Here is a 25,146-nt window from a genome sequence, read left to right as displayed (position 1 = left end):
CCGCTCGGGCCGTATCCGCGGAGCCGCTTCACGCCGCCACCTCCGAGCGTGGGGCGAGCTGGTGGGTGACGAGGTCGGCGCCCAGGTTGAGCACGACGGTGGCGAGCCCGAAGACCACCGCGAGTCCCTGCACGACGGGGATGTCGCGGTCGGCCACCGCGTTCATGAGGACGGTGCCGAGTCCAGGGATCACGTAGAGGGCCTCCACGACGATGACGCCGCACAACAGCCAGTCGATGGTGCGGGCGAGTTGCTGTGTGGCGGGCGCGAGGGCGTTGGGCAGGGCGTGTGTGTAGCGGATGCGGGCCCCGGAGATCCCGTACCGCTCCGCATGGGCGGTGTAGGGGGCGGCGAGCGCTTCGATCATGCCGGCCCTGACCAGTCGGGCCAGTGAGCAGACGGGACGGGCGAGCAGCACCAGGACGGGCAGGACGAGCGCGGACGGATGCTCGAGCAGCCCGGTGCCGTACCCGACGGCGGTCGGCGGGAGCCAGCCGAGCCGCAGGGCGAAGACGCTCACCAGCAGGACTCCCAGGGCGAACTCGGGCACGGCGTAGACGCCGAGGGTCGCGGAGCTGATGAGCCGGTCGGTGAAGCGCCCTTCGTGGCGGGCGGCGAGGACACCGAGGCCCACTCCCACCGGGACCAGGAGCAGGACCGTGAGCGTGGCGAGGATCAGGGTGGGGCCGAAGCCGTCGGCGAGGTATCCGGACACGGGCCGCCCGGAGGTGAGGGAGGTGCCGAAGTCGCCGTGGAGAAGGCCCGTGACCCAGTCGGCCAGACGCTCGTGTGCCGGACGGTCGAGTCCCATCGCCTCGCGAACGGCCGCGATCCGCTCCGGGTCGGGCTGGTCTCCGGCGAAGGCCACCGCGGCGTCGCCCGGCAGTGCCTCGGTGAGCGCGAAGACCAGCAGCACGACGGCCGCGGTCTGCACGGCGCCGAGGATGAGCCGTCGGGCGATCCAGGGACGCAGTCCGTTCACGCCAGCCAGACCTTGTCGAAGCGCGCCCAGTCCAGGGTGTTGGCGGGTGCTTCACGGGCGACGCCCCGCAGGGAGCGTGCGGTGCCCAGGATCCAGTCGCCGAAGCCCCAGACGAGGAAGCCTCCTTCGGAGTGCAGCTGTCGCTGCATCCGCCCGTAGAGAGCGGCCCGTGCCGTCGTGTCCCGGGTGGACTGGGCCTGCCGGTAGAGCGCGTCGAAGTTCGCGTCCTGCCACTTGGTGGCGTTGGTGGTGGAGTCGGTGAGCAGCCGCTGGGAGATGTGGGACTCGATGGGCATGGCTCCGGAGCGGTAGCAGCACAGGGTGCCGGAGTCGAGGATGTCCTTCCAGTAGGAGTCCTTGCTGCCCATCCGTACGTCGACGGTGACTCCGGCGCGTGCCGCCTGGTCACGGAAGATCCCGGCGGCCTCGGTGAAGCCGGCGGCGACGGCGGAGGTGTCGAGGGTGACCTTCATGCCTTCCGCACCGGCCTGCCGGAGGAGGCGACGGGCACGGCCGATGTCCTGTTCGCGCTGCGGGAGTTCGTCCGCGTAGTACTCGTATCCCTTGCCGAAGAGGTCGTTGCCGGTCTCTCCCGCACCGGAGAGGGCTCCGTTCACCAGTTCCTGACGGTCGGCGATGAGGAAGAAGGCCTCACGGACCCGTGGGTCGTCGAAGGGCGGGCGGTCGGTCTTCATGGCGAAGGCCTGCATGGCGCTGTTACGCAGCCGGACGATCTCGATGCCGCCCGCCTTCTCGTGGGCGCGTCCGGTGGCGGGGGCGAGCTCGTGGGCGTACTCGATCTGGCCGCCGAGGAGGGCGTTGATCCGGGCGGACTCCTCGTTGGCGACGAGGAACTCGAGCTCGTCCAGGTGCGGGGCGCCGTCCCAGTGGGTGTCGTTGCGCCGTAGGACGGTGGAGCGCCCGGGGCTGAAGGAGACGAAGCGGAAGGGGCCGGAGCCGATGGGTGCGCGGTCGAACTCGGCCGCGCCGTCCTGGACGATGTAGGTGCCGAAGGCGGCAAGCACGTTGGGGAATTCGGCCGTCGGCCGCTTGAGGACGAACTCGACGGTCCGCTCCCCCGTCGCGCGGCTGGCCTTCAGGTCGACGGGTTCGAGGGACGCGCGGGCACGGTAGGCCTTGTCGGGGTCGGCGATCCGGCGGTAGCTGTACAGGACGTCGGCCGCGGTCACCGGTTTGCCGTCGTGGAACTCCGCCTGCCGCAGGGTGACGGTCCAGCGGTCGAGGCCCGCGTTCGGCTCCCATGTCCTGGCCAGACGCGGCACCGCGGACAGGTCGGCGCCGTAGTCCGCGAGCTTGTCGAAGAGCGCCTTGCTACGGGCGGCGTCGGCGAAGAGGTTGCCCAGGTGCGGGTCGAGGGTTTCGCTCGCGCCGCCACCGGCGAAGGCGGCGCGTACCCGTCCGCCGCGCCGGGGAGTGCCGGCCCCTTTGCCGGTGGAAGCCCCGGTGTCACTGGAAGCCCTCGTGTCGGCGCCCCCGGAGCATCCGGCGAGCGTGAGCGCGCCGAGGCCGGCCGCTCCCCCGGCAGCGGCGAGGAAGCCGCGCCTGCGCAGGCCGGGGAAATATGTCTGTCTGTCGGCGGATGCGGTCATGACTGCTCTCCTGTTGCTGGGTGTGCTGAATGGCCGGCGGAGATCCTGACCGTCTTCCGGGCGATCAGGTGGAGCCGGTCGCCGTCGGCAGTTGTCCCGGGGTCGGCTCCCGGCTGCCAGGCAGGTTCGGTGCGTGGTCCGGGGCCGTCGTACAGGGCGAGGACGTCGAAGCCGTGGACGGTGAGGAAGTGGCGCAGTTCCTGGGGCAGGAGCAGCCGCCACGCGGAGTGCTCCACTACGGGTGGAGTGCCGTCGTCGGCGGTCCAGCGGCGTGTACGCCGCAGGAGTTGGGCGGCCCGGTCCACGCCGAGCGTGGTGGTCGAGCGGTACGTCGTGCCCTGCCAGGTGAAGCGGGAGACCGCGGGCGTGCCGGGAGGTTCGTCCCGGCCGAGGAAGTACGCGCCGTTGCGCATCTCCGCGACGAGCAGGCCCCCGGGCACCAGCGTGCGGTGGCACGAGGTCAGGAAGCCGTCGAGCTGTTCGTTCGTGTGGCAGTACAGCATTGAGCTGTCCAGGCACACCACCGCGTCGAAGGTGCCATGACCGAAATCGAACCGGCTGAGATCGGCCTGTACGTACGTCGGCCCCGGGTGGTGGGCACGGGCATGGGCGAGCATGGCCCCGGAGAGGTCGGCGGCGGTGACGCGGCGCCCGGCGCTCTGGAGACGGGCGGCATCGCGGCCGGTGCCGCAGCCCAGGTCGAGGACGGCCGGGCCTGCGCCGTACCGTTGCAGGAGGTCCTCGGCCCAGTGCCCGGCGATGCGCTCGGGGTCGGGGAACCGGGCCTCGTAGAGTTCCGGACGGTCGGTGAGCAGGTTCCCCGTACGGTGCTTCACGCCGTCACCACCTCGGGGGCGGGCTGCTTCCGGGGCAGGGTGCCGTTGCGGTGCAGCCAGGTGACCGCTGCGGCCGAGGCGAGACCGGCGGCGACGCAACAGACCCAGGGGAGCAGCGCGGCCGGACCGTCCCCGCCCTGCCGGCCGGTGTCCATGGCCCAGCCGACAGCCGCGTTCCCCACGGCCGCGGCGATGCCCGAGACGGCGTAGAAGACTCCGAAGTACGTCCCCGTGAGCGCCTGCCTCCCGAAGCCGGGGATCAGCTCCATGACGAAGGGCTGCGCGGTCATGACTCCCAGGTGCAGCAGGAGGGCACCGGCCAGCACGGGCAGGGCGCGCAGGGTGGCGTCCTGGGCGCCGTCCGGGGGCGTGTCCGCGCCGGCGACGAGCATCGGCGGTACGAACGCGAGCCCCATCAGCACCAGTCCGGTGGCGATCCAGCGCCCTCTGCTCCCCCGGCCCTGGAGAGCTCGGGTGATCCTCAGCTGGAAGGCGACGCCCGTGATCGTCCCCACGAGCAGGACGAGTCCGGCGGCACCGTCCCAGCCGGTGGCCTGCCGGGCCGCGGCGGGCAGCAGCAGATAGAGCTGGTTCTCCAGGGTGAACATGCCGACCATGGCCAGTGCGAAGGCGAGGAAGGAGCGGTTTCCGGCAACCTCGCGCCAGTCGGCTGTCACGCTGCTCCCGGCCGGTGGCACGCGCCGGGCGGGGAGAACCAGGGCCTGGGCGACGGTGAGCAGGGCGAAGATCCCGGCGGCGGTGAGCGCGGAGGCCCTGAAGTCGACGAGCAACAGGGCGCTGCCCAGAACCGGGCCGATGAGGGCCCCGGTGGTCGCGAAGACGTTGAAGAGGGCGAAGGCCTCCGCCTTGCGCTCCCCCGCCTCCTGGGCGAGGTACGTACGGACAGCGGGGTTGAACAGGGCGCCGGCCACTCCGCTGAGCACGGAGGCGGCGAGCAGGACGGGCAGTCCGTCGCCGAGCGCGAAGAGGGCGAAGCCGACGGTGCGTATCGCGCAGCCGGCGATGATGACGCCTCGCGCGCCGAGCCGGTCGGCGGCGGAGCCGCCTATGAGGAAGAGGCCCTGCTGACTCAGGTTGCGTACACCGAGGACGATGCCCACGACGGCCGCCGACATGCCCAGGTCGTCGCCGAGGTGGGTGGCCAGGTAGGGGATGAGCAGGTAGAAGCCTGTGTTGACTCCCAGTTGGTTGACCAGCAGCAGGCGGACGGCGAGCGGGAATCCGCGGATCTCGTGCCAGGTCTTCATGAGACCGCCCTCCCGGCCTCGGCGCGGGGCCGCACGCCGAGCCCCGGCGATCCGTCGGCACCGACGAATCCGTCGTCGCCGCCGATTCCGGTCCAGGGGTCGTGGGCGAGCAGGAGGTGCCCGTCCAGGTCCGTCCACCGGGCGCGGTCGGCGATGTGGACAGCCGGCGCGATACCGAGGGTGCTGGCGGTCAGGCAGCCGAGCATCAGGTCTGTGCCACTGCCCTCGATCAGGGCGGCGATGCGGAGCGCGGCGTGCACGCCGCCGCATTTGGCCAGTTTGACGTTGATGCCGTGGACACGTCCGGCGAGCCGTCGGGCGTCCTCGTAGGTGACCGCGTCCTCATCCGCGATGACGGGCACGGGCGAGTGGGCGGCGAGCCGTGCGAGGGCTTCCGGGTCGCCGGGGGCGAGGGGTTGTTCCACAGCTTCGATACCGAGATCGGCGAACCGTGGCAGGAGCGCGCGTGCCTGTCCCGCCGACCAGGCCCCGTTGGGGTCGAGGAGGAGCATGGCGGCCGGAGCCGCGGCGCGGACGGAGCGCACCCGGTCCAGGTCGGCCTCCTGGTCCCGGTCGCCCGCCTTGATCTTGATGACGGAGAACCCCGCCTCGGCCAGGCCGCGGGCCTGGGCGGCTGCCCTCCCCGGGGAGGTGAGGGAGATCGTGCGGGCCGTGGCTGCCCTCGGCGCCACGGGGGCTCCGAGGAAGCTGTGGACGGCGGTGGCGGTGCGCTTGCCGACGAGGTCCAGGAGCGCCGCCTCGGTCGCAGCGGTCACGGCGCCCGGGGTGCCGGGCGGAAGGAGTTCACCGACGCGCAGGGCGTGCAGCGCGGTCTCCGGTCCGGCGAAGCGGGTGAGCCGCTCGCCGGTCCGGGCCGCGAGGCGTTGCAGAGTAGGTGTGTCGAGTCCGTAGAAGACGCTGGTGACGGCTTCGCCGTGGCCGCTGAGACCTTCGTGTTCGACGGTGAGGCGCACGGCGTCGCGGGCCGTCATGGTCGATCGCGAGATGCGCAGGGGCTCGGCGAGGAAAAGCCTCACGGTGTGCTGGGTGAGCTTCACGGCTGCCTGCCGCTTCGTTCGGCGAGCGGGTCGGTGACTGTGGTGCACCTGGTCCATCCCCCGGTCTGCGGGGTGCGGGGGTGCGGGACGTCGACGGGGTGGTCGGCCGCGCGTCCGGGGTCCAGGTGGTGGGCGGTCATGAAGTCGTCGTCGTAGACCGTGCCGAGATAGCGGTGGGGTCCGTCGGGGAAGACGGTGGCGACCGCTGCCCCGGGGTGGGTGCGGGCGGCCCAGGCGGCGACCCGCGCGACGGCGCCGGTGCTCCAGCCGCCGCTGACGAAGTTGCCCCGGGCGAGCCGCCGGCAGGCGTCGGCGGCTTCCGCGGGGCCGATCCAGTGGACCTCGTCGAAGGCGTCGTAGGCGACGTTGCGCGGATGGATGCTGCTGCCGAGACCGCGCATCAGCCGTGGGCCGGCGGTCTGGCCGAAGATGGTGGACCCGTCGGCGTCCACGGCGACGAGGCGCAGGCCGGGCCAGTGCCTGCGCAGCGGCCCGGCGATCCCTGCGCTGTGCCCTCCTGTGCCGACACTGCAGACAAGGATGTCGAGGTGGTCGAGCTGGGTCGCCAGCTCGGCCGCGAGTGATGCGTAACCCGCCGTGTTGTCGGGGTTGTTGTACTGGTCGGGCCAGTAGGCGCCGGGCAGTCGGGCGAGCACGTCGTGCAGCCGCTCCAGGCGTGCGCCCTGCCAGCCGCCGCGCGCGGCGGGACGGTCCACGAGCTCGAGACGCGCCCCGTACGAACGGAGCAACTGCCTCATGGAGGGCTCCAGTTCGCTGTCACCGACGAGCACGACGGGATGTCCGAGGGCCTGTCCCGCGAAGGCGAGTCCTACACCGAGGGTGCCGGAGGTCGATTCCACGACCGGTGCGCCGGGGAGCAGTTCGCCACGTTCCTCGGCACCCAGAAGCATGGAGACGGCCGCTCGCGCTTTCATTCCGCCGACGGCGTGTCCTTCGAGCTTGGCCCAGAACCCCGGGTGTTCGGTTGGCAGTCGGGTGGTGATCCTGGCCAGCGGGGTACGCCCTATGAGGGCGAGGAGCTCGCGGTTGGGGGCGAGGGCGGGCAGGGATGCCGTGGTCACGAGGTGCCTCCGTCGTCCGCGCGGTAGCGGTGGATGGTGCCGGGCCCGCCGTCGAGCCAGAAGAAGGGGTACGGCTCCGCGCACACCGCTGCCACTCCGGCGTCCAGGAAGCGGGGCAGGACAGCACTGCCGGTCTGGGCGAACATGACGAGTGGCTTGCGGTGCTTCCGGGCGCTGCGGCGCAGCGGGTCGAAGGTCCCGTTGCCGAGCGTCATCCCGGAGGCCAGCACCGCGTCGCAGCGATCGACCTCCCGGAGGGCGTCCGTCCCGATGGGCTCGCCCCACTCGGTGGTGCCGCCCTTCAGGTCACAGGGGATCCCGGTGAGCCCGCGCAGACGCAGCTCGGCCAGCAGGGAGTTGACGACACCGACGACCAGGACTGTGCCGCCAGGTGACACGTCCAGCAGGTCGACGACGGCCGCGGCCCGTGCCCGCGACCGCTCCAGCGAGCTTCCGGCGGGGACGGTCACCGGCTGCGCACCGTGGGCCGGTACGTGCGGCATGACATCTCCCAGATAGGCGTCCAGTGCCGCGACCCGTACCGGCAGCAGCGGGTGGGCGAGGAGCGCGGCCACATCCGCGCCGGCGCAGTCCTCGACGGTCCCGGCGGGGAGCGCGCCCGGTTCGACCGCACAGGAGCCGACGGCGCGGTCGACGCGGAGGCTGAGGACCTCGTTGCGGTATCCGCCGTGCCGCCCGTCGTGCCGTGCAGCCTGGGACGTCGTGAAGGCCACGGCGGTGCGGCGGGTGCTTGGGTCCGGGCCGAGTTCGCCGTGGAGGGCCTGGCCGAGGAGTGCGTCGAAGCACGGGGCCGGGGCGCGCGAGACCGTCGTCATGAGCGCACCAGGAGGGGGCGTACACCCGCGAGGAGCGTCTCGACGCGCTGCCGGGCGCCGAGCCCGGTGGTATCGCCGGCCATGACGTGTCCGAGATACGCGTTGTTGCTGTCCGCCGCTCGCACGGTGCGGCCCGCCTCGGCGACCTGCAGCTCCAGTACTCCGTCGGCGTTCCGCACCACCTCGAGGCCCTCGACGGACGTGAGTGTGCCCGCGGTGTCGGGGACCAGGAATCCGATGGCCGCGCTGCGCAGTCCGGTGTCGCGGCGGCGGAGGTCGGGTTCGCGGCCGAGCGCCACGTCGACGCAGGCGGCGGCGAGGTCGACCCCGGTGACGTGGCGGACCAGTTCGGTGATGCGATTGCCCGCGGGGCGGGGGTTCACCTCCACCACCCGGGGGCCGTCGGCTGTCAGCTTGATCTCGGTGTGCGCCACCACGTCGTCGAGTCCCAGCGCTGCCCCGGCGCGCACCGCGGTGCCGCTGGCGGAGGCGAGGTCGTCGGGGTCGAGGTCGGCGGGGAACATGTGCCCGGTCTCCACGAAGGCCGGCGCCCCACCGACGCTCTTGTCCGTCACCCCGACGACATGGGTGACTCCCCCGTACGTGACGGTCTCGACGCTCACCTCGGGGCCACGGAGGAACTCCTCGAGCAGGATGTGGGGCGCTCGCCGCTGCCCCCTGGCGTTGAGCGGAAAGGCCGCAAGAGCCCGGCAGGCGTCGGCCAGCTGTTCCGCGTCGTCGACCCTGCGTACGAACATGCCCGCACAGAGATCCACCGGCTTGACCACCAGCGGATACCCGATGCCGCGGGCGGCGACAGCGGCCTCCTCCCCGTCCGCGCACACCGCGAAGCGGGGGCCGGGGACGCCCGCGGCGGCCAGGACACGGCGGGTGGCGTCCTTGCGGCAGGCGTTCTCCACAGCCTCGGCCGAGGGACCGGGCAGGCCCAGCACAGCGGCGATCCGGGCTGCGGTCGGCAGATAGTAGTCACAGGAAGTGACCACACCGTCGAAGTGAAGCGCACCATGCAGTCGCTCCACCTGCGGAAGCAGCGAGCCGGTGTCATTGGTGGGCCCCGTGACGACATTACGCGCAGTGAGCAGTGGATGCCCCGTTCCCTCAGGCGCTGACCGGAGGTAGTGGTGCAGGTCGCGGGTGAGGAAGGTGAAGTCGTGCCCTCCTTCATCCAGGGCCCGCGGCAGCAGCCTGCTCATCGATCCGATCCAGCTCTCGACCACCAACAGATGAGCCACGAACTCCCCCTATGCACAGTGAGGTTGGGATTGCGGGCAGGCAGAGCCGACCCCGACAGGGGCCGTCCGGCCCGACCACACCCACGTTATCGATAATCGTTTTCATTGTCATCTGATGCCACGTCACTGCTTCCGGTGAGCCGTCTTCCGTTGCGCCCCTCGCCGGACCGGAGTGGAATTGCGTACAGGGGGACCCGGAGGAAGGGACACGCCATGAGCGACAGCGACCGGGGGGACGACGTCTACCAGCCGCAGGAGCCGGAGGCCTCCGACCCTGTTGAACAGCTGGACCTGGAGGACACCCTGGACACGTCCGGGATCGCCGACGTCCTGGATGAGGGCTATTCCCCGCCGGACCGCCCCGTGGCGGTCGACGACGAAGGCACCACCGCCTCCGAGCAGCACACGGGCGAGTCCCTGGACAGGCGCCTGACCAGGGAGGTTCCCGAGAACTCCGACCCGCCCCAGGACGGTCCCGGCGACCTGGCGGACGGCGACGGGGAGCTCTACGACACGGAAGTGGGAACGGACCGTGCGGGCAGGCTCACGCAGGAGGGCGACGGGCATGTACCCTCCACGCTCACCGCGCAGGACGTGGGAATCGACGGTGCGGCGGCGTCCGCGGAGGAAGCCGCGATGCATCTGATCCCCGAGGAGGAGGACCTGTTCGGGTAGGGCCAGGCGCGCCGCCCTCTACCGGCTTCGCCTCCTGCCTGGGCCGTCACCGGCTTCTCCTGCGGCCTGGGCCGTCATCGGCCTCTCCTGCGACCTGGGCCTTCGCATGCGTGCGCGTCAGCCGGGCGCCTGTCCGTCCGGGACCTCCGCACACGGGTGCAGATCCATCCCTTTTCCGCTTGCGCCGCGCGCCGGATGGTGCGACGGCGCGCGAAGGTGATGCCTGAAGACACCGGTGTACTGCCGTTGTCCCCGAAAACGCTTGGACGCCGACCGCACAGCCACGGAAGACTTCCTCCCCCGGGCCCCTTGCGGGTACGCGCGGTGAGCGCTTCCGCCCGGTGCTGTGCTGCGCCCTCGGGCGGAGACCACCACCGGGTCGGGCCCCGGAGAAACCGCCCGCGCAACGACATGAGGTCGGCATGGGATCGCAGCATCCGCAAGGCACCGGACCGGACAGGGGCCCGGTCCGGCTCGCACTCCGCCACTACCTGAAGGAACTGTCCCGCCAACGCGGGCTGTCGGCACCGGCACTCCTTCTCCCCGCCCTCGGCAACATCGGAATCACCTACCTGGCACCGCTGGTCGTGGCCAAGCTGGTGGGGCGGATCGCGGAGAACGGGTCCGTCGGCTTACGCGAAGCGCTCCCCTACGTAGCCGTGTTCACCGCCGTACTGCTATTGGCAGAGACCTCGTGGCGGGTGGGTGTGCACTGCCTCAACCGTGTCGACGCCCGGGGTATCGAGCACCTGTACATCACCGGCATGGACGCCCTGTTCGCCAAGGACGCCTCCTTCTACCAGGACAACTTCGCCGGATCGCTGACCAAGCGAGTGCTGAGCTTCGCCTCCCGCTTCGAGGAGTTCGTCGACACGCTCACCTTCAGCGTCGTGGGCAGCGTCGCCCCGTTGCTGTTCGGGACGGTGATCCTGTGGCACTACGACCCCCTGCTGGTCGTCGGGCTGCTGACGATGATCACACTGACCGCCGTGTGCGCCGCCCCTCTGATCCGGCGCCGGCAGAGGCTGGTCAACGAACGCGAGGAGGCGATCGCCAAGGTCTCGGGGCACGTGTCCGACGCCCTGACGAACATGGACACCGTGCGCGCGTTCGCGGCCGAGGAGCGGGAGGCCGCAGAACACCGGACCAGGGTGGCGGAGTCACGACGGCTGACGCTGCGCTCGTGGGACTACGGCAACCTGCGCATCGACACACTGGTCGCGCCCCTGTCCGTGCTGACCAACGGACTCGGGCTGCTCCTCGCCGTGTCGTTCGGCGCGGGTGCGGGCAACGTCGAGGCGATCGTGGTCGCGTTCACCTACTACACCGGTTCGACCCGCATCATGTTCGAGTTCAACCAGATCTACCGGCGTCTCGAGAGCTCGATGACGGAGGCCGCCCAGTTCACCGAACTGCTCCTGGATCCTCCCACCGTGCTCGACCCACCGACGCCGGAGCCGGTGCGCCACGAGTCCGCCGGCGTCCGCTTCGACCAGGTCACCTTCGCCCACAGCGGGAGCCGGCCCATCTTCGAAGGGCTCGACCTGGACGTGCCGAGCGGGACGAGGCTCGGCCTCGTCGGCCGGTCGGGCGGCGGCAAGACGACGTTCACCCGGCTGCTGCTTCGGATGGCGGACGTCCAGTCGGGGCGCATCCTGATCGGCGGTCAGGACATCAGCCGTCTGCGTCAGTCGGACCTGCGGAGCCTGATCGCGTACGTCCCGCAGGAACCGGCCATGTTCCACCGCACCCTTCGCGAGAACATCCTCTTCGCCCGCCCGGGAGCCACCGACGCAGAGATCCGCGCCGCCGCAGACGCGGCCCATGTGACCGAGTTCGCCGACGAACTCCCCGCCGGCTTCGACACCATGGTCGGCGAGCGAGGCGTCAAGCTCTCCGGCGGTCAGCGTCAGCGGGTCGCCCTCGCCAGGGCGATCCTGCGCGACGCTCCCGTGCTGCTGCTGGACGAGGCGACCAGCGCACTCGACTCGGAGAGCGAGACGCTCGTACAGCAGGCACTGTGGCAGCTGATGGAGGGCCGGACCGCACTGGTCGTCGCACACCGCCTGAGTACGGTCGCGGCGATGGACCACCTCATCGTGCTCGACCACGGCCGCATCGTCGAGCAGGGCACGCATCACGAACTCCTGCACACCGACGGCGCCTACGCCAAGCTCTGGCACCACCAGTCCGGTGGCTTCCTCGTCGACACCATGGGTGCGAAGAAGACGGTCACCGCGGCTGAACGGACCGGGTGAGACCTGGGAGTCCTGTCGCCATCACCGTGATCACGCCCGGTCCGGGTCGTCGGAAGCTTCCGGCGAGCCGGACCGGGCCCCCGCGAGCGCACGGCCGTCGCGGGAGGTGGTGAATCGTCGGGACACGCCCCGGCACGCGCCCGCGCGCATCGGCCGCTCCCGGGCCGGGCATGCGAACATGACCGGGCTGCGTACGGATACCGGCCCGGGCGCCGCCCGTCCGTCCCCGGCGCGGGCTCTCCCGGCGCAAGAGCTCGTCGATCGCACAGGAGTGGATCACCGCATGACCACCGCCCCCTCGTCCGAAGCCACCGCACAGATCGGCGTCACCGGACTCGCCGTGATGGGCAGCAATCTCGCCCGCAACTTCGCGCGTCACGGCCACACCGTCGCCGTCCACAACCGCACCGGGGCACGCACCCGGGCGCTCGTCGACGCCTACGGCAAGGAGGGGGACTTCGTCCCCGCGGAGACCGCCGAGGAGTTCGTCGCCTCGCTCCAGAAGCCCCGTCGCATCGTGATCATGGTCAAGGCCGGCGAGCCGACCGACGCGGTCATCGAGGAGTTCGCCGCGCTGCTGGAGGACGGCGACGTCCTCATCGACGGCGGCAACGCGCACTTCGAGGACACCCGGCGCCGTGAGAAGGCCATGCGGGAGCGGGGGATCCACTTCGTCGGGACCGGTATCTCGGGGGGCGAGGAGGGGGCGCTGAACGGGCCAAGCATGATGCCCGGCGGTTCGGCCGAGTCGTACACCTCGCTCGGGCCCCTCCTCGAGAGCATCGCCGCCAAGGCCGACGACGGAACGCCCTGCTGCACGCACATCGGGCCGGACGGCGCGGGGCACTTCGTCAAAATGGTGCACAACGGCATCGAGTACGCGGACATGCAGCTCATCGCGGAGGCGTACCACCTGCTCCGGTCCGTCGCGGGTTACTCCCCCGAACGGATCGCGGAGACCTTCCGCTCGTGGAACACCGGCCGCCTCGACTCCTATCTGATCGAGATCACGGCCGAGGTGCTCGCCCACACGGACGCGGCCACCGGCAAGCCCTTCGTCGACGTGGTGCAGGACCAGGCGGAGCAGAAGGGGACCGGGCGCTGGACGGTCCAGATCGCGCTCGACCTGGGAGTCCCGGTGTCCGGCATCGCGGAAGCCGTCTTCGCGCGCTCCCTGTCCGGGCACGCCGACCTCCGGGAAGCCGCGCGCGGCCTGCCGGGCCCCGCACCGGCCGCGCTCCCGGAGGCCGAGGCCGCGGCGTTCGCCGACCGGGTCGAGCAGGCTCTGTACGCGTCCAAGATCGTGTCGTACACGCAGGGATTCCACCAGATCAGGGCGGGCGGCGAGCAGTACGGCTGGGACATCGACCTAGGTGGCGTGGCCGCGATCTGGCGGGCCGGTTGCATCATCCGCGCAGCGTTCCTGGACCGGATCAGGTCGGCCTTCGACAGTCGCCCCGACCTGCCGAGCCTCCTGTCCGACCGGCAGTTCGCCCAGGAGATCGGCGCGGCGCAGGACGACTGGCGTGCGGTGATCGCCGAGGGGGTGCGGCAGGGCGTGCCGACCCCCGGCTTCGCCGCCGCGCTCTCCTACTACGACGGGCTGCGGGCCGAGCGGCTGCCGGCGGCGCTGACCCAGGGGCAGCGGGACTTCTTCGGGGCACACACCTACCGGCGTACCGACCGCGAGGGGTCCTTCCACACCCTCTGGGGCGGCGACCGGTCGGAGACCGCCACCGACTGAGGACGCGGGGTGTCGCCCGGCCGGGCCGGTCCGGCGTGCGACCGGGGCCGCGGTGTGGATAAGTGGCAGGGAGCCCGGTCCACCGTTCCACGGAGTGCGCCCATGCCCGATGCCGTACCGGAACCCGTAGTGGTCCAGCCGGTCGTAGCACCGCTGACCAGTGCCGCCGTGGTCCTGGTCGCGACCATCGAGCCGGGCGGCGAACCAGCCGTACGCGACGTGCTGCCCGATCTCGCGGCGTTCGCGCGGTCCATCGGCTTCCGGGTGCCGGGCGCCGGACTCGCGTGCGTGACGGGCTTCGGCTCGGAGGCCTGGGACCGGCTGTTCGCGGGCCCACGGCCGGCCCTGCTCCACCCCTTCCAGGAGTTGCGGGGCCCCGTCCACCGTGCGCCGGCCACACCGGGCGATCTGCTGTTCCACGTCCGCGCCGAGCAGATGGACGTCTGCTTCGAGTGGGCCTCCCAGCTCCTCGGGCGGCTCGGGGGCGCGGTGAAGGTCGTGGACGAGGTCCACGGCTTCCGCTACTTCGACCACCGGGATCTGCTCGGTTTCGTCGACGGTACGGAGAACCCGGTGGGCGACGACGCGCGGGCGGCGGCCATGGTCGGTCCGGAGGACCCCGCCTTCGAGGGCGGCAGCTACGTCGTCGTGCAGAAGTACCTGCACGACCTGACCGGCTGGAACGGGCTGAGCACCGAGGAGCAGGAGCGGATCATCGGCCGTACGAAGTTCACCGACATCGAGCTCCCGGACGACGTCAAGCCGGCGGATTCCCACGTCGCCCTGAACACGGTCACCGCGGACGACGGCACCGGACGGGACATCCTGCGTGCCAACATGCCCTTCGGCAGCTTCGGACGGGGTGAGTTCGGTACGTACTTCATCGGATACGCGGCCGACCCCGGAGTCACCGAGCAGATGCTCGGCAACATGTTCCTGGGCAGCCCGCCCGGCACCCACGACCGTATTCTCGACTTCTCCACGGCGGTCACCGGCACGCTCTTCCACGCCCCCAGCGCCGGCTTCCTGGACGCTCCCCCGCCGCCACCCGCCCCCGCCGGAACGACGGCCGCCCCGGAGCCGCAGCCCACACAGCTGCGCTCCCCGGCCCGGGCTGTGGCCGACGACGGTTCGCTGCGGATCGGCAGCCTGCAAGAAAGCGCACCGCGATGAACAACCTGCACCGTGAGCTCGCCCCCGTCACCGACGCCGCCTGGGACCAGATCGAGGAGGAGGCCAGGAGGACCTTCAGCCGTCATGTGGCGGGCCGCCGGGTCGTGGACGTCAGCGACCCTCAGGGGCCGCGGCTTTCGGCGATCGGTGACGGGCATCTCCGTGACATCGACCCGCCCACCCCCGACGTGATCGCCCGCGCCCGCACGGCGACGCCGGTCATCGAGTGGCGGGTGCCCTTCACCGTGAGCAGAGCGGCTGTCGACGACGTGGAACGCGGCTCCGAGGACAGCGACTGGCAACCGGTGAAGGACGCGGCACGCACCTGCGCGTTCGCCGAGGACATGGCGGTGATCGACGGGTACGCGGCGGCCGGCATCACGGGCCTGCGGGACGGCTCATCGCACACTCCGCTTCCCCTGCCCGCGGACGCGCGCGACTATCCGGCGGCGGTGAGCCAGGCCCTGACCCGTTTGCGGCTCGCGGGGGTCGACGGGCCGTACCGGCTGCTGCTCGGCGCCGACGCGTTCACGGAGGCGACCGAGACCTCCGACCACGGCTATCCGGTGGCGACCCATCTGGCCCGGCAGCTCGACGAGCCGATCCTGTGGGCTCCCGCCGTCACCGGCGGGGTCCTGCTCTCCACCCGAGGCGGCGACTTCGAGCTGTGCCTGGGCCAGGACCTGTCCATCGGCTATCTGGACCACGACGCCCTGAGCATCCGGCTCTACTTCCATCAGGCGTTCACCTTCAGGATGCTGACGCCTGAGGCAGTGGTCCCCCTCATCGCCTGAAAGCGCCGACCTGCGAGGCTGCCATCAACGACATCGGCCGTATGCCACCGTCGGATTCCGCGGCGACCGGGGGATCCCCGTCCCCCCTCACATCGCGCTCCGACAGATTCGCCGAGGCGCTCCGCCTCGCGGTGGGGGAAGGACTGCTCGGCGAGCAGCGGCCCCTCGCGGGCTTCCTGGACGCGGACGGGATCCGCTCCGGTGTCGCCGCGCTGCGGGACGCTTTCGCGGCCGAGCCGGGTGTGAAGGTGCTGCACACCTTCGCAGCGAAGGCCGCGTCGCTGATCCCGGTGCTGCGGTTGCTGGCCGACTCCGGGATGGGCTGCGAAGTGGCCGGCCCCGGCGAACTGAGGCTCGCGGTCGAGGCAGGTTTCGCCCCGGCCCGGATCGTCCTGGACTCGCCTGCCAAGACCCGCGACGAATTGCGGCTGGCGCTGGCGCTCGGTGTCGCCGTGAACGCGGACAGTTTCGGTGAGATTCGCCGGATCGATGAGATCCGCTCCCCCGGCTCGGCCTCGGTCCTCGGCCTGCGGGTCAACCCGCAGATCGGAGGCGGTTCCATCGAAGCCATGAGCACGGCGACGGCCACCTCGAAGTTCGGGGTGGCCCTGCGTGACCCAGGCGCGCGAGAGCAGGTCGTCCGGACCTTCGCCGAACGCCCCTGGCTGACACGCTTGCACGCGCACGTCGGCTCGCAGGGCTGCTCGCTGGAGCTCATAGCCAGGGGCATCGCCGAGACGTACCGGCTCGCCGAGGAGATCAACGGGGTACTGCGAGCGCGCCGGATCACCGGGATCGACATCGGCGGCGGGCTGCCGGTCAACTTCGCCGACGACGAGACGCGCCCCGACTTCGCGGACTACGTGGCGGCGCTCCGGGCGGAGGTTCCGGGTCTGTTCGACGGGCGTTACGACCTGGTCACCGAATTCGGCAGGTCCCTGCTCGCCAAGAACGGCTTCATCGGGGCGCGTGTCGAATACACGAAAGACGCGGGCGGGCGCCGCATCGCGCTCACCCACGCCGGGGCCCAGATCGCCACCCGCACCGTCTTCATGCCCGATGCCTGGCCGCTCCGGGTCGGCGCGTTCGACGGGGAGGGCCGCCCCCGGAACGGGCCTTCGATGGTCCAGGACATCGCGGGACCGTGCTGCTTCGCCGGGGACGTCGTGGCCCACGCCCGGGAGCTGCCGGAGCTACGGGAGGGCGACTACGTGGCCCTCTACGACACGGGTGCGTACTACTTCTCCACCCCGTGGGCCTACAACAGCCTTCCGCGACCCGCGGTGTACGGCTTCGCAGGGGAGACCGGCGGACTTCGCTTCGCCGCTGTGCGCGAGGCACAGTCACTGGACTCGGTGGCGGCGGAGAGCGGTCTCCGCCAGGCCGATGCGCTGACCGGACTGTACGGGAAGCCTTAGAAAAGCCCAGCTCACCCGGCCGGCTGAGGCGACGGCTCCGGCTCGGGTACCGGTTCGGGGTCAGGGTTCGGCGGCTGCGGAATCGGGTCGGGCGCGGGGCCGGGCGGCACAGGGCCCGGCGGTACGGGTGGCGGGGAGGGAACCGGTGTCGGCGGCCCCGGAACGGGCGGGGGCGTCGGCGCGGGTGGCACGGGATCGGGGCTGGGGTGCGTCATCTCGGTCCTCCAACTGCGACGAGTGGATCCGGACGGGCGGATCGGACGGTGGATCCGGCGTGTGGATCTCTTTCCACCGTCTCCCCGTGCGGCTGCCCTCGCCTGCCGAGTCCACACGTACACACCGCGACTTCGCCCCGGATGCCCCCACCCGGCCCGGAAACACCTCGGAACGCGGCCGAGCCTGCGCTCGGCCCCCGCGGATCAGCTCCGCGCGGGGACGGCCTGCGGGCTGCGCTCGGTGCGCGTGCCTGGTACGGGGGCGGAGGCGTCGGCCCCCAGAGCCACGATGCGGTTCCCGGCGTCGACATGCACGACGCTCGGCACGAGGGCACGCGCCTCGGCGTCCTCGACCTGGGCGTAGCTGATGAGAATGACCAGGTCACCGGGGTGCACGAGGTGGGCGGCAGCGCCGTTGATCCCGATGACGCCGGAGCCGCGCTCCCCCTCGATGACGTACGTCTCGAGGCGGGCGCCGTTGTCGATGTCCACGATGTGCACGAGCTCGCCGGGCAGCAGGTCCGCGGCGTCCATCAGGTCGGCGTCGACCGTCACGGAACCGACGTAGTGCAGGTCGGCCTGGGTGACGGTGGCTCGGTGGATCTTGGACTTGAACATGGTGCGCATCATGGAGGTACTCCCGGACTAGGCTTCCTGCCTGCGTCTGTGCAGGTCAAGTGCTGTTTCCCTACCTTACAACGAGTCGCAGGCGCGGTCAGCTCCCACCGCTCTCGCGAGGTTCGGTGCTGGCCCGGCACTCGGACGGGCCGCTCGGATCACATGGTCCGGCCCCGCGCCCGGGTCAGCTGCTTCCGTTCGATGATGGTCGCGACGGAGCGCAGCCAGGTCGCCGCGGTGTCGTCGGCGACGATGCCACCCACGAGTTCGGCGCCGGCCCGCAGCCACTCCCGTACGAGGGCGGCCGCCTCCGTGCCGGGCAGGGGCTCGGGAAGCTCCACGGCGCGGGCGAGTCCGCCGGCGCGCACGGTGTCGGCGAGGAAGGCGACCGATCGCGGCTCGGTGCCGAGGCGGTCGAGGACGACAGCTGCGGCCGCGGCGCCGTCGCCGATCAGGGCGGTGCGCCGGGTGCCGGGATCAGCGGTGAGGCCGTACCGCAGCAGGACGGTGATGTCGAGCCGGGCCAGTTCGTCGTCCGTGCGGTCCGGCGGGTGGTGCGGGGCGTCGTTCATGGCGGGGCCTCGGGTATCTCGTCTCAGCTGTCCGGTCCGCTGCGGTTCAGTCGACTGTGACGGTGTAGGTGATGCGCTCGGGAGCAGGGGAGGCGGACGGCGTCCCCGTGGTCGGGGTGGCGGAGGGTTCGGTCGTCTCGGGGGGAAGCGTGGAGGTGTTGCCCTGGCACGTGGTGAACGTGCAGTGCAGCAGCGTGAACCGGGTGGTCCCCTTGCCCTTGGCCTCGAAGGTAAAGGTGAGCCGGCCTCCGGCACCGGCCACCGGCTCGTCACCGGAGTCCGACGCGTAGTCCCGGCCGCGGCTGACCAGCACCGAGCTGTCGGGCCCGGGATCGACCAGGTACCAGTACTCACGCGTGGAGGCGTTCTGGTCGACGGTGAGCGTGAAGCGCTCGCCCTGCTCGGCGGTGATGGTGGTGTCCTTCACCGGGTGGCTGGTGGTGCTCGCGGAGCGGCCGGCCGGTTCGTCGGCGCCCGAGCCGCAGCCCGTGGTGAGAGAGAGGAGCACGGCCGCCGCGATCGCGACACCGCCCCTGCTACCGCGGAAGATAGACACTGTACGCGTTGGGGAGATCACTTTTGGAAGCCTTGCCCATGTGGCCGTTGATGAAGTCGTCCTCGCTGACCCAAGTGGTCGAGCCCCAGGGGTTGTACACCTGGAGCATGTCACCTTCCTGGGCGATGATGGTCATCGCGTGGGCGCCGTCCTTGCCCGAAACGTCGACCGGCACCGGATGCCCCTGCGCGACCGACTTCTCGACTTCGGTGAGGACCGCCCTGCGGTCTGCGGCACTGTTCAGGTCCTGACGCTGGTAGTCACTGCCGGTGGCACTGCCGACGGCGGTGTCATTGATCCGTTCCTGCCCCTCGGGCCCCATACCGCCCCAGTTCTCGCCGCCGTCACCTTCGGTGTGCAGCCGGTGTTGTTCGGCGACCAGCCGTTGCTTGAAGGCGTCGGGGTCGTCCTCCTGCCCGTCGGGGCCGCCGGTGAGTTCGAGCGCGTACAGGGGGTCGACCATGGCACGGGACGTGACGGTGGACGAGGCCACACAGGTGCCCTCGGAGCCGTCGCCGCCCTGAATCCACCGCTGGCCGTCGAACGTGGCGTAGTCCGTGTTCTTGTTCGAGCCGTTCGCCGCCAGGCCCTCGTCGTTCATGCTGTCCGCGGCGGTCACCACCGGGGTGAGGTGGCGCCGCATCCAGTCGGGGTCCTTGCCGTGAATCTTGTCCTGGAACGTGCCGATCTCGGCGACGCTGTGGCCTGCGGCCAGGGCTTTCATCAGGTAGGCCCGCTCCTGCGGGGTGTCCGACTTCGCCAGCATGCGCTCCATGGCCATCTCGTCGTCGAGGCTCAGCAGGTCCATACGCGTCGACGCGCGTTCCAGCTCGCCGGCCTTGAGGATCTCGTTCAGCTCGGTGTCGGCGCCCGCGACACCGGTGTCGGCGAGCATCAGCTTGTCCACGGCACCGAGTTCGCTGGTCTCCATCTTCCCGGCCCGTGCCTCCGCGGCCCACTTGTTCAGGTCCCTGGCAGCTACGCGGGTGGCCTCCTGCGCTTCGGAGACGGCTTCGTGCATCAGGTCCACCGCGTAGGAGCCGAAGTGGGCGGCGTTCTTGCGGTCCCACTCCTCCTCGTCGTTCTCGTGCAGGCCGTCGAAGAACCCGTCCTTGCCACCGAGCATCTTCCTCTGCTCCAGCAACTGTCCCCGGCCCTGCTCGTCCTTGCGCTGCGCGGCACCGATCGCGTCGGCCAGCGTCAGCAGCGCCTTCGCGCAACCATGGAACGCCTCGCTCATCTGGGTCGCGGCCCGCCCGGCGGCGTTCACAGCGTCGGAGGCGAGGACGCTCGTGTCGCCGACCCACACCTCCGGAAGTTTTTTGCGGCCGACCCTGTCGACCTGGTCGAAGACACTGCCGACGTTCCCGAGCTGGCCTTGGTAGAGCCTGGCCACGCCCTCCAGTACGCCCTGGTCGCCGCCTGGTTCGGGCACCGAGAGCGCGTTGCCGATCAGGTCGAGGAGCTCGTTCTTGCTCCCGGCACCGAGCATCTTCTTGGACAGACCCGCGAGCCACGAGAGGCGGAAGGAAGGGGAATCGAGAGGGGAGGAGAAGAGTGACACCGGCGCGACCTCAGTAACTCGACAGGACGGAGGCGCGCCCGCCCTGCGTCGGTGCGCCGGTGAGACTGCGCGTGTCACCGACGGGGACACTGTCCACGCTCGACCTCACCAGACCGTCGGTTCCGCGGTAGGCGTTCTTGGCCAACTGCACCTTACCGCCGAGCTCGTGCAACGCCGACGCCAGCGTCTTGGCCTCCGCCTCCCATGCCTTGACGAACGCGTTGAGCGCCGACGCGGCGTCATCGCCGCCGGCATCGCCGTACGAGTAAGTCGTGCGGGGCTTGACGGCCGAGCTGACACCGTCCATGTCCGTTCCGGCGTCGTCGAGTTGTTGGGCCTGGCCGGTCATACCCGCCTTGATCTGGTAGCCCACCGCGCGCCTCCCCCGTATGCGTTCGATCATGAGCGCACGCAGGCTAGCACTCACCACCTATAGGAATGTCACACTTTCATCCGCCGCACACAACTCTCCGACAACACCCACCCCACGGCCCGCCTGGACGTCATCCCGGCCGGGCGATCCGCTGCGACTCGCCGTAGGATGCGGCGCGGGATCATTCCGACTCCTTGCCGACCTCGGAACCCGGCCGAGCGAGGGGTGTGGCCCCGGTGGCCGTTCTGCGCGCGGCAGGTCGCGTCAAAGACAGGCACGCGCCGACAGGATCTGCAACGCGCCCGGCTTGACCTTCTGCACGGACCGCACCTGTCCGAGTTCCAGCTCGTCCCGACCCACCGGGTTGGCGTACAAGGCGTCGGTGGGAGCGGGCAGCAGGGTTGCCTCGACGCGATAGCCGAACTCCGGGTCGTCGGGGTCCGCGCGCGGTGTGCTGTCGACCTCAGCCACTGCCGCCACCGCCGACTCCGGCAGGCTGAAGAAGAACCACAGTCGGTCGCCGGGCTCCATGCGGTTACGTCGGCTGAGCCAGAAATCGCACTTCGGGTCATCGTGGGCGAGGCGACGCATGGTCTCCTTGCGGGCCGGCTCCCCGTCGAGGGTGTCCTTGTTCATGTTGAGGACGTAGATCCAGTCCTGCACGAATTCTCCCGTCGCCGCGCTGTCCGCTGTCCGCTGTCCGCTGTCCGCTGTCCGGGAACGAGCCGGCCCTGCCGATCGTGCCGGCCACAGACGCTACCCGCACGAAGTCGCCCCGCTTCGCCGGGTGATGGGAACACCGCCTCTCGCTCCAGCAAGTGGCCTGCTCGTCTCCTCGCGCGGATGGCGGGACGGGCCTGAGCCGGTACCGCCTCATGGATCGGCGGTACCGGCAGTACCGGTTGCGGCTCCGTTCTCCCGGGGCGGCCGGGGCGCCAATGCCGGGTGCCTGGGACGAGCCGCGGTCAGCCGAAGCTGCCCAGGCGTGCGGAGAGGTGGGCAGCGGCGCCGTCCATCAGGGCATCGGCGATGGCCTCCACCTTGCGAGCTCGCCAGGGGTGGAGTTCGGTGTCCGCGACCGCCTGGTTGAAGGCGCCCATCGCGGGGCCGCAGTAGACCAGGTAGTCCACACGTGAGCGCTGGTCACCGGTGACGGCGAGGCGGAAACCGCGTGTGAAGTAGCCGCGGAACACAGCCGCCAGATGCTGCTCGGGGGCACGGCCTGCCGCCGCGGGCGCGGGCGCCTCGCCGCCCAGGTACCGGTCGAGAACCTGGCTCCTGGTCTCGTCGTCCAGCTGGTCGAGCGAGCCGTACCGGCGCCACAGCTCGTGCAGCCGGGACGCCCGGGCCGGGAAGAACAGCCCCCGCTTGAGGTAGCGGGCCTGGACGCCGAGGTCGAACAGCTCGCCCCAGGGTGCGGTGTCCACGTCGTACTCGCGGGCCTCCTGGAGGATGTCCTTCACCTCCGCGCTGGTGGCCGCCTCCACGGAGCACTGGTTGACCGAGCCGGTCAGGACGAAGTCGGCGCCGAGCAGGAACGCGGCCCCGGCGGCCTCGGGCGTGCCGATGCCGCCCGCGCACCCCACGTGCACCCGGTGGCCGCCCGTCGCGGTCGTGTCGCGGAGCCGCAGCACGGCGGGCAGCAGGGTGAGCAGGTCGGCCGTGCTGCTCAGCCAGCCGCCGTTCGCCTCCACGCACAGATCGTCCGCCATCGGCCGCCCGGCCGCCGCGCGGGCCTCCTCCGCGGTGACCTCCCCGGTCTCCAGCAGCCGGGCGACCAGCCGCTCCGGCGGCGGGGCCAGGAACTCGGCGGCCACGTCCGTGCGGGACACCTTGGCGATGATCCGGCCGCCCTTGAGGCGGAAACGGACCAGCGCAGGGGTGATCAGCGGGAAGCCGGACGCCTCGACGAGGTCGATGCCGTGCCGCAGGAGCAGGTCCACCAGTGCGGACTCCTCCTCGGGGGACCCGTGCCGGTACAGCACGTTGACGCCGAAGGAGCCGCCCAGGCCCAGTTCCCCGGTCAGGCCGCGCAGCAGGTCGTCCACCTCGTCGAGGGGCAGCCCGCCGGTCCCCAGGAAGCCGAGCAACCCGGCCTTGGCCGCAGAACTCAGCATCTCGCGGCCCGAGATGCCCCCGTACAGGGCACCGAGCAGGTAGGCGCGCCGCAGACGGTACCGCTCGCGGAAGCCGGCGGCCCCGAGGGTGTCAGCTGTCGGGGCGGCAAGGACCGCGGGTCGTACGGGGGCGGGGGACTGAACGGACGGCAGCGGCTCCTCGAGTCGTTCCGCTCCTGGAGTGGGCAGCCGCTCCTCGCGTCGTTCCCCCGCTCCGTGAGCGGGCAGCGGCTCCGCGTTCTTCCTGATCTTGGCGACCAGATTGGTGAGGACGCGGCCCGGGCCGAGCTCCACGAAATCGAATTCGCCGTAGCCCATCAGCCGACGCACCGTGTCGGTCCAGCGGACCGGGGAGGTGATCTGGGCGGTCAGGGTCGCCGTGACGGCGCCGGGGGTGTACGGCTTCGCGTCCACGTTGGCCAGCACCGGGACGGCCGGGTCCCGCAGGGTGAAACCGTCCAGGAAGCGGGCGAACTCCGCAGCGGTGTCCCGCATGTGGCGGGAGTGGAAGGGCGCGCTGACGTTGAGCCGGACGGCGCGGACACCGACCGCCTCGAAGGCGGCGCGGGCGGCGTCGACGAGTTCGGCCGGGCCGGACAGCACGAACTGGTCGGGGGCGTTGTAGTTGGCCATGTCGAGCTCGTCGATGCCGGAGTCGGCGAGAACCCGCAGCACGGTCGCCTCGTCGCAGCCGACCACCGCGGCCATCCCGCCACCTCCGGCCTCCGCCATCAGTGCGCCGCGCCGCTGCACCAGACGCAACCCGGTCTCGAAGTCGAAGACTCCGGCGGCGAACAGGGCGGCGTACTCGCCGAGGCTGTGGCCGATCAGGCAGTCGGCCGGCTCGGCGTCCTCGGCGAGCCGGTCGAGGTAGGTCAGGACGCTGACGACATAGAGCGCCGGCTGTGTGTACTCGGTACGGCCCAGGCGGCGCTCCGGGTCACGAACGCACAGTTCCTCGATCGAGTAGCCGAGCACGCGGTCGGCGGTTGCGGTCTCCCCCGGGTACCTGGCGAACAGTTCCTTGCCCATCCCGCGCTGCTGAGATCCCTGACCTGGGAAACCGTAGACCTTCATGCCATGTGCCTTCCTTGCCGTCTTCGCTGTCACCGGAGCCGGATGCGGATGAGTGAGGGGGGTGGTGGAGGGGCGGGGAGCCGGTACCGCGAGCGTCCGCGCCTGTTCCAGGTTCCGTGGGTCGTGGCCGAACGGGCTGAGAAGCGGCAGCGAACGGGAACGGTCACCCGCCGGGAGGTTGCCGCGGACGAAGTTGTGAAGGGTGCCCGAGGGGCCCAGGTCGAGGTAGAGGAAGTCGCCGCGGGCTCGCATCGCGGCCATGGACCGCTCGAACTCGATGGGTCTGCGGGCGACCTGCCAGAAGTGGTCGGGCCCGGGACGCCCGACGAGCCGTCCGTCCACGCACGACACCCAGGGGATGCGTGGTGGGGCGAAGGTCACCCCGTCGAAGGCGGCCCGGCACCCGGCGAGGGCGCCGTCCATCAGGCTGGAGTGGTACGCGTACTCGACCGGCACCCGCTGGTGCAGCACGCCGGCCGCGCGGAGGGCGGCCTCGGCCCGGTCCAGGTCCGTGTCGGTGCCCGCGACCACGATGTGGCCGGGGTAGTTGCGGGCGGCGACCTCGCAGCCGGGCAGCGCGGGGATCCGGTCCCGGCCGTCCGGTCGGGTGATGACCGCGAGCAGCCCGCCGCGCGGGCCCGCCGGCAGCGCCTCCGCCTGGCGGACGAGCAGGCCCAGGCACGTCTCGACGTCCATGCTGCCGGAGACGACCGCGGCAGCGTACTCGCCGAGGCTGGAGCCGAGCAGGTAGTCCGGCTCGATACCGACCGCTCGCAGGGTCTCGGCCAGTGCGAGTTCGATCATGACGATCGCCGGGTGGGTGAGCCGTGTGTCGATGAAGGGCTCGTTCCTGCGCCGGGCCGGGTCGAAGATCCGGGCGAGGACCGACTCGCCCAGCAGCCCGGCGGCGACGGCGTCGTACCGCTGCAGGGCCGTGCGGAACACCTCGTCGGATGCGAAGAGTTCCTCGCCCATGCGGTAGTACTGCGAGCCCTGCCCGGAGAACATGAAGACCACCGGCAGGCGCCCGGTGGGCGTGTCGGTCACCGGGGACGTCCCGTGGGACG

General features: G+C 71.1%; 21 protein-coding genes. 6 read left to right on the top strand and 15 right to left on the bottom strand.

Going from position 1 to position 25,146, the window contains the following annotated elements; translation table 11 throughout:
• Positions 1–28: 28 nt before the first annotated feature.
• Genes ABZ441_RS09610 through ABZ441_RS09575 form a run of 8 tightly spaced genes read right to left on the bottom strand, consistent with a single transcriptional unit; the run spans position 29 to position 8,925 of the window.
• A complete protein-coding gene (locus tag ABZ441_RS09610) occupies positions 29–982 on the bottom strand; it encodes an ABC transporter permease (RefSeq protein ID WP_358970171.1) in 954 nt (317 codons plus the stop codon).
• The gene (locus ABZ441_RS09605) at positions 979–2,592 is read right to left on the bottom strand and encodes an ABC transporter substrate-binding protein (RefSeq protein WP_358970169.1); all 1,614 of its coding nucleotides are present in this window, start codon (positions 2,590–2,592) and stop codon (positions 979–981) included. Before ABZ441_RS09605 ends, ABZ441_RS09610 begins: the two co-directional genes overlap by 4 nt.
• A complete protein-coding gene (locus ABZ441_RS09600; RefSeq protein ID WP_358970168.1) occupies positions 2,589–3,428 on the bottom strand; it encodes a class I SAM-dependent methyltransferase in 840 nt (279 codons plus the stop codon). The genes ABZ441_RS09605 and ABZ441_RS09600 overlap by 4 nt, the downstream gene beginning before the upstream one ends.
• Positions 3,425–4,696: an MFS transporter gene (locus ABZ441_RS09595; protein ID WP_358970166.1), complete on the bottom strand. Its 1,272-nt coding sequence runs from the start codon at positions 4,694–4,696 to the stop codon at positions 3,425–3,427. The genes ABZ441_RS09600 and ABZ441_RS09595 overlap by 4 nt, the downstream gene beginning before the upstream one ends.
• Positions 4,693–5,754 carry a dipeptide epimerase gene (locus ABZ441_RS09590; RefSeq protein WP_358970164.1) on the bottom strand — a complete coding sequence of 354 codons (1,062 nt, stop codon included), beginning with the start codon at positions 5,752–5,754 and terminating at the stop codon, positions 4,693–4,695. Before ABZ441_RS09590 ends, ABZ441_RS09595 begins: the two co-directional genes overlap by 4 nt.
• Positions 5,751–6,836 (bottom strand): pyridoxal-phosphate dependent enzyme, encoded by a 1,086-nt coding sequence (locus ABZ441_RS09585; protein ID WP_358970162.1) that lies wholly within the window; start codon positions 6,834–6,836, stop codon positions 5,751–5,753. Before ABZ441_RS09585 ends, ABZ441_RS09590 begins: the two co-directional genes overlap by 4 nt.
• Entirely contained in the window at positions 6,833–7,672 is an 840-nt protein-coding gene (locus ABZ441_RS09580) for a DUF364 domain-containing protein (RefSeq protein ID WP_358970160.1), read from the bottom strand. Before ABZ441_RS09580 ends, ABZ441_RS09585 begins: the two co-directional genes overlap by 4 nt.
• Positions 7,669–8,925: an ATP-grasp domain-containing protein gene (locus tag ABZ441_RS09575; RefSeq protein ID WP_358970158.1), complete on the bottom strand. Its 1,257-nt coding sequence runs from the start codon at positions 8,923–8,925 to the stop codon at positions 7,669–7,671. Before ABZ441_RS09575 ends, ABZ441_RS09580 begins: the two co-directional genes overlap by 4 nt.
• 213 nt (positions 8,926–9,138) lie before the next feature.
• Here ABZ441_RS09575 and ABZ441_RS09570 point away from each other — a divergent pair, with 213 nt between their 5' ends.
• The 6 genes from ABZ441_RS09570 to ABZ441_RS09545 all read left to right on the top strand — a co-directional run bounded on the left by ABZ441_RS09570 (position 9,139) and on the right by ABZ441_RS09545 (position 16,987).
• Complete coding sequence (locus tag ABZ441_RS09570) at positions 9,139–9,600, top strand: DUF5709 domain-containing protein (RefSeq protein WP_358970156.1); 462 nt, start codon at positions 9,139–9,141, stop codon at positions 9,598–9,600.
• A gap of 422 nt (positions 9,601–10,022) precedes the next feature.
• Complete coding sequence (locus ABZ441_RS09565; RefSeq protein WP_358970154.1) at positions 10,023–11,858, top strand: ABC transporter ATP-binding protein; 1,836 nt, start codon at positions 10,023–10,025, stop codon at positions 11,856–11,858.
• A 283-nt stretch (positions 11,859–12,141) separates the two neighbouring features.
• Positions 12,142–13,602 carry an NADP-dependent phosphogluconate dehydrogenase gene (gndA, locus tag ABZ441_RS09560; RefSeq protein ID WP_358970152.1) on the top strand — a complete coding sequence of 487 codons (1,461 nt, stop codon included), beginning with the start codon at positions 12,142–12,144 and terminating at the stop codon, positions 13,600–13,602.
• 102 nt (positions 13,603–13,704) lie between these two features.
• Entirely contained in the window at positions 13,705–14,775 is a 1,071-nt protein-coding gene (locus ABZ441_RS09555) for a Dyp-type peroxidase (protein WP_358970150.1), read from the top strand.
• Positions 14,772–15,569: a family 1 encapsulin nanocompartment shell protein gene (locus ABZ441_RS09550; protein WP_358970148.1), complete on the top strand. Its 798-nt coding sequence runs from the start codon at positions 14,772–14,774 to the stop codon at positions 15,567–15,569. The genes ABZ441_RS09555 and ABZ441_RS09550 overlap by 4 nt, the downstream gene beginning before the upstream one ends.
• Before the next feature lie 41 nt (positions 15,570–15,610).
• Entirely contained in the window at positions 15,611–16,987 is a 1,377-nt protein-coding gene (locus ABZ441_RS09545) for a diaminopimelate decarboxylase (RefSeq protein WP_358970146.1), read from the top strand.
• A gap of 419 nt (positions 16,988–17,406) precedes the next feature.
• Here the strand turns inward: ABZ441_RS09545 and panD are convergent, their stop codons facing one another.
• The 7 genes from panD to fabD all read right to left on the bottom strand — a co-directional run bounded on the left by panD (position 17,407) and on the right by fabD (position 25,126).
• Complete coding sequence (panD, locus tag ABZ441_RS09540) at positions 17,407–17,832, bottom strand: aspartate 1-decarboxylase (protein ID WP_358970144.1); 426 nt, start codon at positions 17,830–17,832, stop codon at positions 17,407–17,409.
• Between the two features lie 146 nt (positions 17,833–17,978).
• On the bottom strand, positions 17,979–18,392 hold the full coding sequence (locus tag ABZ441_RS09535) for a hypothetical protein (RefSeq protein ID WP_358970142.1): 414 nt from the start codon (positions 18,390–18,392) through the stop codon (positions 17,979–17,981).
• Positions 18,393–18,438: 46 nt separating this feature from the next.
• On the bottom strand, positions 18,439–18,948 hold the full coding sequence (locus ABZ441_RS09530; protein ID WP_358970140.1) for a protease inhibitor I42 family protein: 510 nt from the start codon (positions 18,946–18,948) through the stop codon (positions 18,439–18,441).
• Positions 18,929–20,512, bottom strand: a complete 1,584-nt coding sequence (locus ABZ441_RS09525; RefSeq protein WP_358970138.1) for a peptidoglycan-binding protein — start codon at positions 20,510–20,512, stop codon at positions 18,929–18,931. Before ABZ441_RS09525 ends, ABZ441_RS09530 begins: the two co-directional genes overlap by 20 nt.
• A gap of 10 nt (positions 20,513–20,522) precedes the next feature.
• Positions 20,523–20,915 (bottom strand): hypothetical protein, encoded by a 393-nt coding sequence (locus ABZ441_RS09520; protein ID WP_358970136.1) that lies wholly within the window; start codon positions 20,913–20,915, stop codon positions 20,523–20,525.
• Positions 20,916–21,149: 234 nt separating this feature from the next.
• Positions 21,150–21,548, bottom strand: coding sequence for a hypothetical protein (locus ABZ441_RS09515; protein WP_358970134.1), 399 nt, complete (start codon positions 21,546–21,548; stop codon positions 21,150–21,152).
• 302 nt (positions 21,549–21,850) lie between these two features.
• Positions 21,851–25,126: an ACP S-malonyltransferase gene (fabD, locus tag ABZ441_RS09510; RefSeq protein ID WP_358970132.1), complete on the bottom strand. Its 3,276-nt coding sequence runs from the start codon at positions 25,124–25,126 to the stop codon at positions 21,851–21,853.
• Positions 25,127–25,146: the final 20 nt, after the last annotated feature.

It is taken from the genome of Streptomyces sp. NPDC005752, assembly GCF_040630715.1.
Lineage (GTDB): Bacteria > Actinomycetota > Actinomycetes > Streptomycetales > Streptomycetaceae > Streptomyces.
The sequence above is the reverse complement of the archived record's forward strand: the minus strand, read 5'-3'. Positions and strand labels throughout refer to the sequence as shown.

Excerpts from the sequence above, each read along its gene's own strand:
- ABZ441_RS09595 (WP_358970166.1), bottom strand. The coding sequence starts at position 4,696 with ATGAAGACCTGGCACGAGATCCGCGGATTCCCGCTCGCCGTCCGCCTG.
- ABZ441_RS09570 (WP_358970156.1), top strand. The coding sequence starts at position 9,139 with ATGAGCGACAGCGACCGGGGGGACGACGTCTACCAGCCGCAGGAGCCG.
- ABZ441_RS09565 (WP_358970154.1), top strand. The coding sequence starts at position 10,023 with ATGGGATCGCAGCATCCGCAAGGCACCGGACCGGACAGGGGCCCGGTC.
- gndA (WP_358970152.1), top strand. The coding sequence starts at position 12,142 with ATGACCACCGCCCCCTCGTCCGAAGCCACCGCACAGATCGGCGTCACC.
- ABZ441_RS09555 (WP_358970150.1), top strand. The coding sequence starts at position 13,705 with ATGCCCGATGCCGTACCGGAACCCGTAGTGGTCCAGCCGGTCGTAGCA.
- ABZ441_RS09545 (WP_358970146.1), top strand. The coding sequence starts at position 15,611 with ATGCCACCGTCGGATTCCGCGGCGACCGGGGGATCCCCGTCCCCCCTC.
- panD (WP_358970144.1), bottom strand. The coding sequence starts at position 17,832 with ATGATGCGCACCATGTTCAAGTCCAAGATCCACCGAGCCACCGTCACC.
- ABZ441_RS09605 (WP_358970169.1), bottom strand. The coding sequence starts at position 2,592 with ATGACCGCATCCGCCGACAGACAGACATATTTCCCCGGCCTGCGCAGG.
- ABZ441_RS09580 (WP_358970160.1), bottom strand. The coding sequence starts at position 7,672 with ATGACGACGGTCTCGCGCGCCCCGGCCCCGTGCTTCGACGCACTCCTC.
- ABZ441_RS09535 (WP_358970142.1), bottom strand. The coding sequence starts at position 18,392 with ATGAACGACGCCCCGCACCACCCGCCGGACCGCACGGACGACGAACTG.
- ABZ441_RS09520 (WP_358970136.1), bottom strand. The coding sequence starts at position 20,915 with ATGATCGAACGCATACGGGGGAGGCGCGCGGTGGGCTACCAGATCAAG.
- ABZ441_RS09550 (WP_358970148.1), top strand. The coding sequence starts at position 14,772 with ATGAACAACCTGCACCGTGAGCTCGCCCCCGTCACCGACGCCGCCTGG.